Raw genomic sequence first — 6,002 nt, 5'->3', positions numbered from 1 at the left:
CCAGTTGCCGGCGCAGCCGTCCTCGACGAACAGGCTGTGCCGCTGCAACCGTTCGGCCCCCTTCATGCGCATGTAGTGCTCGACCGTGGCACGGTTGCGCCGACGCAATTCCAGGTTGTCGGTAAACCCTTTCAACCGTTGGTACTCTCGCATGGTGCGAATCTCCGCCAGTTCGAATCGACTGGCATCCATACCGGAAAGAAGACATCGGGATGACAGGCCGGAGAAATTGCCGTGAAGCTTTTTCCGGGCAAAAGTTGCCCGCTTCGGAGCGTCTCCAAAGTTTCAACTAATGCCGAATTGCCATGACCGAATGTTTCGCCTGAAACCTAGTTGTAACCAGATTTGACAGGGGACAAACTTATAAACGCTTTTTTGCAATAGCCATAACCCCTTAAAAATTACAGGTGTGGGGCATCGATTCCGTTCTATTCTTTGGCCGGTTTGCCAAGCGTCCGGAAAGTTGCACTAGCGTGCCGGACAACAGGAGGACGGGCGCAATGGCGAAGGGGGCAGCGGGGAAACGCTGCCGGTGGGAAGGCTGCGCTCAGGCGACCGGCGCAAACGCTATCCGGCCATTCGGTGAATGGCCGGACGCTTGCGTGGCGGCCTCGCTAGGCGACGAGGCGTCGATTCAGTTGAGCAGGCCGATGGCGTAGGCCTTCATGGTGGCCTCCGCCTTGTTGCTGGAGTTGAGCTTGCGCATCGCATTGACGATATGGAATTTCACCGTGCGCTGGTCGATCGACAGGATCAGGCCGATCTCGCCGTAGGTCTTGCCCACCGCGGTCCACTTGAGCATCTCGGTTTCCCTGGCGGTCAGGCGCACATTGCTTTCCGGGACGATGCGCGGCGCCAGCAGGTCGCCGAAGGTAGCCTGCAGCATGCTGGTGATCCAGAGCAGGAAGGATTCCTTCTCCAGGATTTCCGTGGCGGCGATGCTCTCGCTGGAACGCACCAGGGACAGCATGCTGATCAGCCCGTACTTGCCGCGGACCGGGATCGACCAGCCGTGACGGATGCCGTGATGCAGCGCTTCCTCCCAGAAGAAACGGTTCTCCTGGAAGTCTTCGCCATTCCAGATCAGCGGGGTGTATTCCAGGAGACCATGGCGCACGATCGGGTCGATGGATGTGTAGTCTTCGGAGATATATCTGCTTTTCCATTCCCCTGGGTAATTGGACAAGAAATGATATTTAGGCGCGGTCAGCGGGAAAGGCGCCCGCGCACCGAATGAAAAGAATTCGAATCCATAATTACCGCATATCTCGAGAACCAGGGAGAAGAACTCTTCCTCGGTTGTTATTCTTGACAAAATCTCGAGATATCCCTCTCTCTCATCATGCATGCCAGCTTCACCAGTCAACAATCGATCCCGGCAGGATTCGGTTCTTCAGCGTTTTTATTCTTTTTTGTTTCCGTCTTATCCACTCATGACAATTCCCTTTATCAAGCCGGACCTGGAAGTACATATCGCCGCCGGCCCTGTGCGGGTGTTCCGGACGAGGTCGAGCCCATTCGCCGCCCGCCGGGCGACGACGAAACGAGGCTGAAGAGAATTTCTCGATGAGCACGGACACGAGGCGCCGCGCAGGAACTGCGCTGTGCTGGAGGGGACGGCGCCCCGGATCTTTGCGGAAACCGTAGAACGGCTCTCCGATGGGCCTCACGGCGGTCTTTCTCATTGTTCTTCTCGCACGCTCCATCGTCGTCGGGAGGGCCTCCCGACAACAAACCTTGGCCCATGGCGGGCCTCGTCGACGAGGCTCCCCGGGGACCAGAAATGGCAACTACATACTTCCCCCCCTATCTCTCCGCAGATACCTGCCCGGAAGGGCAGGTTGTCCCTGCCGGGCTGTGACAATTTAATTCGACCAGGCATTTCATTGTCCGTGCCGATTTTCACGAAGCGCATTCTGAGGCAATTAAAAAGAGCGCTCCATTCGACCATGGACAAGCTATCCACGCCTGACCGAGATCGCCTTTCGAATATAGCGAAGCGATAACCGCAGCCTGCCGAGAAGTGCTTCAGACAATAAACAGGACGCTGGCCTTTCGTATCGATGAAAGTTCCGCATGGCGTCCGCCCCTAAGGAAGAGGAGATAAATATGATTTATTACTTGATCGGAGTGGCGCTATTCATCTTCATGCTGGAACAGTTGGTTCCCGGCTGGAAATTGCCCAAGGTGAGCACCTGGGTGGCCCGGGTGATCTTCCTCAACATCGTCCAGGTGTCGATCGCCCTGCTCGCCGGCATCACCTGGAACAAATGGATGATGGGGCACAGCCTGCTGCACACCTCGGATGCCCTGCCACCACTGCTGGCCGGCTTCGCCGCCTACTTCGTCAACACCTTCGTCACCTACTGGTGGCATCGCGCGCGCCACGCCAACGACACGCTCTGGCGGCTGTTCCACCAGTTGCACCACGCGCCGCAACGCATCGAGGTATTCACCTCCTTCTACAAGCATCCGACCGAGATGGTCTTCAACTCGCTGCTGGGCAGCTTCGTCGCCTACGTGGTGATGGGCATCAGCATCGAGGCCGGCGCCTACTACATCATGTTCGCCGCGCTCGGCGAGATGTTCTACCACTCGAACCTGCGCACCCCGCACGTCCTCGGCTACCTGTTCCAGCGCCCGGAGATGCACCGCATCCACCACCAGCGCGACCGCCACGAGTGCAACTACAGCGACTTCCCGATCTGGGACATGTTGTTCGGCACCTACGAGAACCCCCGCCGCATCGACGAGCCGCAGGGCTTCGCCGGTGACAAGGAGCAGCAGTTCGTCGACATGCTGCTGTTCCGCGACGTGCACAGCCTTCCCGGAAAAACCCAGCCCGCCCCCGTCCTGGTCAAGCCCGACGTCAGGTGAACGCCATGATTCCAGACATCGATTCCCGTCTCAGCCGGAACATATTGAAATCCATCTCGTATGGCCTCCCCCTCGCCGAAGTGGTCCCCGACCATACCTATGCGCAACTGGAAACGCGCCTCGGCGAACTGAAACGCAGGTATCTGGAGCTGCGCATCTCCCACGGCGCGCGCGAGCTGCCGTTCAGCAACTACCTGTTCTACCTGATCCTCCAGTCGCGCCACCAGGAATTCGACTTCAAGCTGCGCCAGGGCAACTCGGTGGTCACCAACATCCACCGCTTCAAGAGCAAGGGACGCATCCCGTCCCTGACCACCCTGCTCCTGGCCGATGCGGTCAACGCCAAGAGCGAGCTGGAACTCAAGCATCCGGACATCCCGCAGCTCGACCGCCACGCCCGCGACATCGAGCGCTGGCTGGCCGCCGGCAACGTCATGCCGCCCAGCGAGCGGGCCCTGCGCGGCCTGGTGGAGGCGCTGGAGCGCGCCGCTGGCGAAGGCCGTCCGTTGCACCTGGTGAGCGCGGTATGCCCGGACTACTCGCACTCCAGCGATGCCGAGGGCAAGCCGCGCTACACCTTCGAGCGAGTCGGCGACCAGCCCGGCCTGGCCGGCGCCAAGCTGGTCAGCGCCGGGCAGGCGGTGGCGGAGCTGGCCAGGGCGCGCCAGGTGGAGATCCGCCACGCGATCCTCGGCGGCGAGTTCGAATACCTGTCGTTCAACCGCAACCCCGCCACCGGCGAGACCCGCGAGGGTTTCCTCGGCAAGGTCGAGCGCCAGCTCGAGCGGATCGCCGGGGCCCTGCCCTGCCCTGCCGCGACTTGCTCGTTCTTCGAGATGTGCGGCGGCGAGGACGGCTGGCACCGGGCCCACGGCGAGATCGTCCAGCGCCTGGAACAGGGCGACTACGGCCAGACCGGGCTGGACTACCCGGCCCTGGAATCGATCTTCCTGTCGCGCCTGCCGCTCTACGAGAAATGGTTCGCCAGCCAGTCGCGCGAGCAGATCTGGGCCAGCTTCGTCTCCCAGGCCGCCGAGTACGCATTGATGGGAAAACTCTTCGGCGAGCGCTTCGACAACTTCGTCGTGCTGGCCGTCGATCACTACCGGATGGAGCCGTTCTACTCGTTCTTCGCGACCGTCCCGACGCTCTACATCCGAACCGACTACCTGTAACCAGGGAGCGCCTGCGCCATGCAAGATGAACTGTTCAAGACCCGATACTCCAAGTACGGATACGGCATCGACGTGCGCCGTACCTACAAGGACCTGCCCTGCCAGCCGTTCTGGACCTGGGTCACCGGCAAGTCGCTGAACGACCGCCCGCCGCGACGGCCGAAAGACACCCTGCTCAAGCCCTGGCAGCTCTACCTGCACATCAGTTGGGGCTACGCGGTGTTCTTCCTCGCGGTGATCTACGGCCAGCAACTGCTCGCCTCGCAGCAGCCGCTGTGGCTGAAGTGCCTGCTGGGCGCGCTGATCATGTGCCTGGTGGTCAACCGCCAGCGCGGCTTCCTCCATACCTTCCACTACACCACCCATGGCGCCAGCCTGGAGAACAAGGCGCTGGCCCGCTTCACCTGCAAGTGGATCCTGTCGATCCCGATCCTGCACACCCCGCGCGACGAGTACGTGAAGCTGCACGTGAACGAACACCACAGCGTGCGCACCTTCAATACCGAGCACGACGTCGACCTGGTCTTCATGAAGCAGCACGGCTTCTACAAGGGCATGTCCGAGAGCGCCTTCTGGACCCGCCTGGTGCTCGCGCCCTTCCATCCGGCGCGGATCCTCGAGCACCTGAAGTTCCGCTTCGACGTCAGCTTCGTCTCCGCCCCGCGCCACGAGCGCGTCAGCCGGGCGCTCTACTGGGCCGCGCTGCTCGGCCTGGTGTACGCCAGCGGCTACCTGGAGGCGTTCGCGCTGTTCTACCTGTTCCCGATCTTCATCCTCACCCAGTACTCGTCGTGGATCCAGCACGTCTCCGAGCACCTCTGGTTCGCCCGCAACGAGCACGGCCTGCCGCGCTTCCTGCACTACGGCTCGCTGAGCTGGGGACGCTTCCTCGGCCGCCCCTACCCGGCCGACAAGCAGGGCCTGGCCTTCGCCCTGGCGTTCGTTCGCTGGAGCCTGGGCGTGCTGCTGATCGACATCCCGCTGCGGGTGTTCTCCTTCATGCAGGACCTGCCCAGCCACGACTTCCACCATCGCAAGCCGGGAGTGAACTTCTGGCGCATCGCGCCGGAGCGCGCGGCCAACGAGGCGCGCCCCTCGAAGTTCGGCCCGATGACCGAGACCTGGGGCATGTGGGAGAACTTCCTGATCCTGCGCGACCACCTCTGCCGCGGCCAGTCGGACCCGTTCGGAATCGTCGACTGGTACCGCGAGAACCATGCCCGGCTCGCTCCGGAGACCGATGCCGCCAACCAGCCCCACACCAACCAACCCGCATCCCAGGCTACCGCCTGATCACACAGGAAACCCCATGAATACTCAGATTGCCCAGATCACCCAGAGTCTGGCAGCCAACGGCTGCGCCTATATCACCCCCAGCGACGCGCTCTACGACGAGCAGGACTGGGAACTGATGAACCAGGTCCTGGCCAACTCGACCCTGCCGTGGGAGAAGATCCTGATCGGCGACGCCGACGAGGAGAACGACCTCTACGTGGCCCGTTTCATGACCGACCGCGACCGTCCCACGGTGGTCAACCATGCGCTGTCGGAGCTGATCATCCCGCGCGTCTGCAACGACAACGTGATGAGCCTGTTCCGCAAGCTGATGGGCGACGACGCCTTCTACGTGCGGCGCATGCAGGTGAACCGGATGAAGGCCGGCTCGTTCATCGGCCGGCACCTGGATACCGACAGCAACCCGGACTACCAGTACTCCATCGTCCTGCAGCTCGGCACCTACTTCTCCGGCGGCCAGTTCGTGGTCTACGACCGCGATGGCAACCTGCGCAACGACATCAAGCCGGAGCCGCGCTCGGTGATCATCAGCGATTGCAGCTATCCCCACGAGGTCCAGCGGGTGACCGCCGGCGAGCGCGTCTCGCTGGTGTTCTTCGTCAGTCGCCATGCGGACCGGAACCGGCGGGTCTATTGACCCGTCGGCGTGGAGAC

At 62.0% G+C, this 6,002-nt stretch carries 5 protein-coding genes and 1 pseudogene; 4 read left to right on the top strand and 2 right to left on the bottom strand.

The window, feature by feature from the left end:
• Window positions 1-153: pseudogene (gene phzA / locus LT948_RS32490) on the bottom strand (phenazine biosynthesis protein PhzA); the annotation flags it as partial.
• A gap of 481 nt (window positions 154-634) precedes the next feature.
• Window positions 635-1,348, bottom strand: coding sequence for a quorum-sensing transcriptional repressor QscR (gene qscR, locus LT948_RS32485; RefSeq protein ID WP_003118960.1), 714 nt, complete (start codon window positions 1,346-1,348; stop codon window positions 635-637).
• Between the two features lie 761 nt (window positions 1,349-2,109).
• Between qscR and LT948_RS32480 the strand changes: the two genes are divergently transcribed.
• Genes LT948_RS32480 through LT948_RS32465 form a run of 4 tightly spaced genes read left to right on the top strand, consistent with a single transcriptional unit; the run spans window position 2,110 to window position 5,985 of the window.
• Window positions 2,110-2,877 (top strand): sterol desaturase family protein, encoded by a 768-nt coding sequence (locus LT948_RS32480; RefSeq protein WP_003102692.1) that lies wholly within the window; start codon window positions 2,110-2,112, stop codon window positions 2,875-2,877.
• A 5-nt stretch (window positions 2,878-2,882) separates the two neighbouring features.
• On the top strand, window positions 2,883-4,052 hold the full coding sequence (locus LT948_RS32475) for a hypothetical protein (RefSeq protein ID WP_003088150.1): 1,170 nt from the start codon (window positions 2,883-2,885) through the stop codon (window positions 4,050-4,052).
• 18 nt (window positions 4,053-4,070) lie between these two features.
• Complete coding sequence (locus LT948_RS32470; RefSeq protein ID WP_003102695.1) at window positions 4,071-5,345, top strand: fatty acid desaturase; 1,275 nt, start codon at window positions 4,071-4,073, stop codon at window positions 5,343-5,345.
• Between the two features lie 16 nt (window positions 5,346-5,361).
• Complete coding sequence (locus tag LT948_RS32465; RefSeq protein WP_003088147.1) at window positions 5,362-5,985, top strand: 2OG-Fe(II) oxygenase; 624 nt, start codon at window positions 5,362-5,364, stop codon at window positions 5,983-5,985.
• Window positions 5,986-6,002: the final 17 nt, after the last annotated feature.

The sequence above is a fragment of the Pseudomonas sp. CP-1 genome (assembly GCF_021213715.1).
Taxonomy (GTDB): domain Bacteria; phylum Pseudomonadota; class Gammaproteobacteria; order Pseudomonadales; family Pseudomonadaceae; genus Pseudomonas; species Pseudomonas aeruginosa.
The sequence above is the reverse complement of the archived record's forward strand: the minus strand, read 5'-3'. Positions and strand labels throughout refer to the sequence as shown.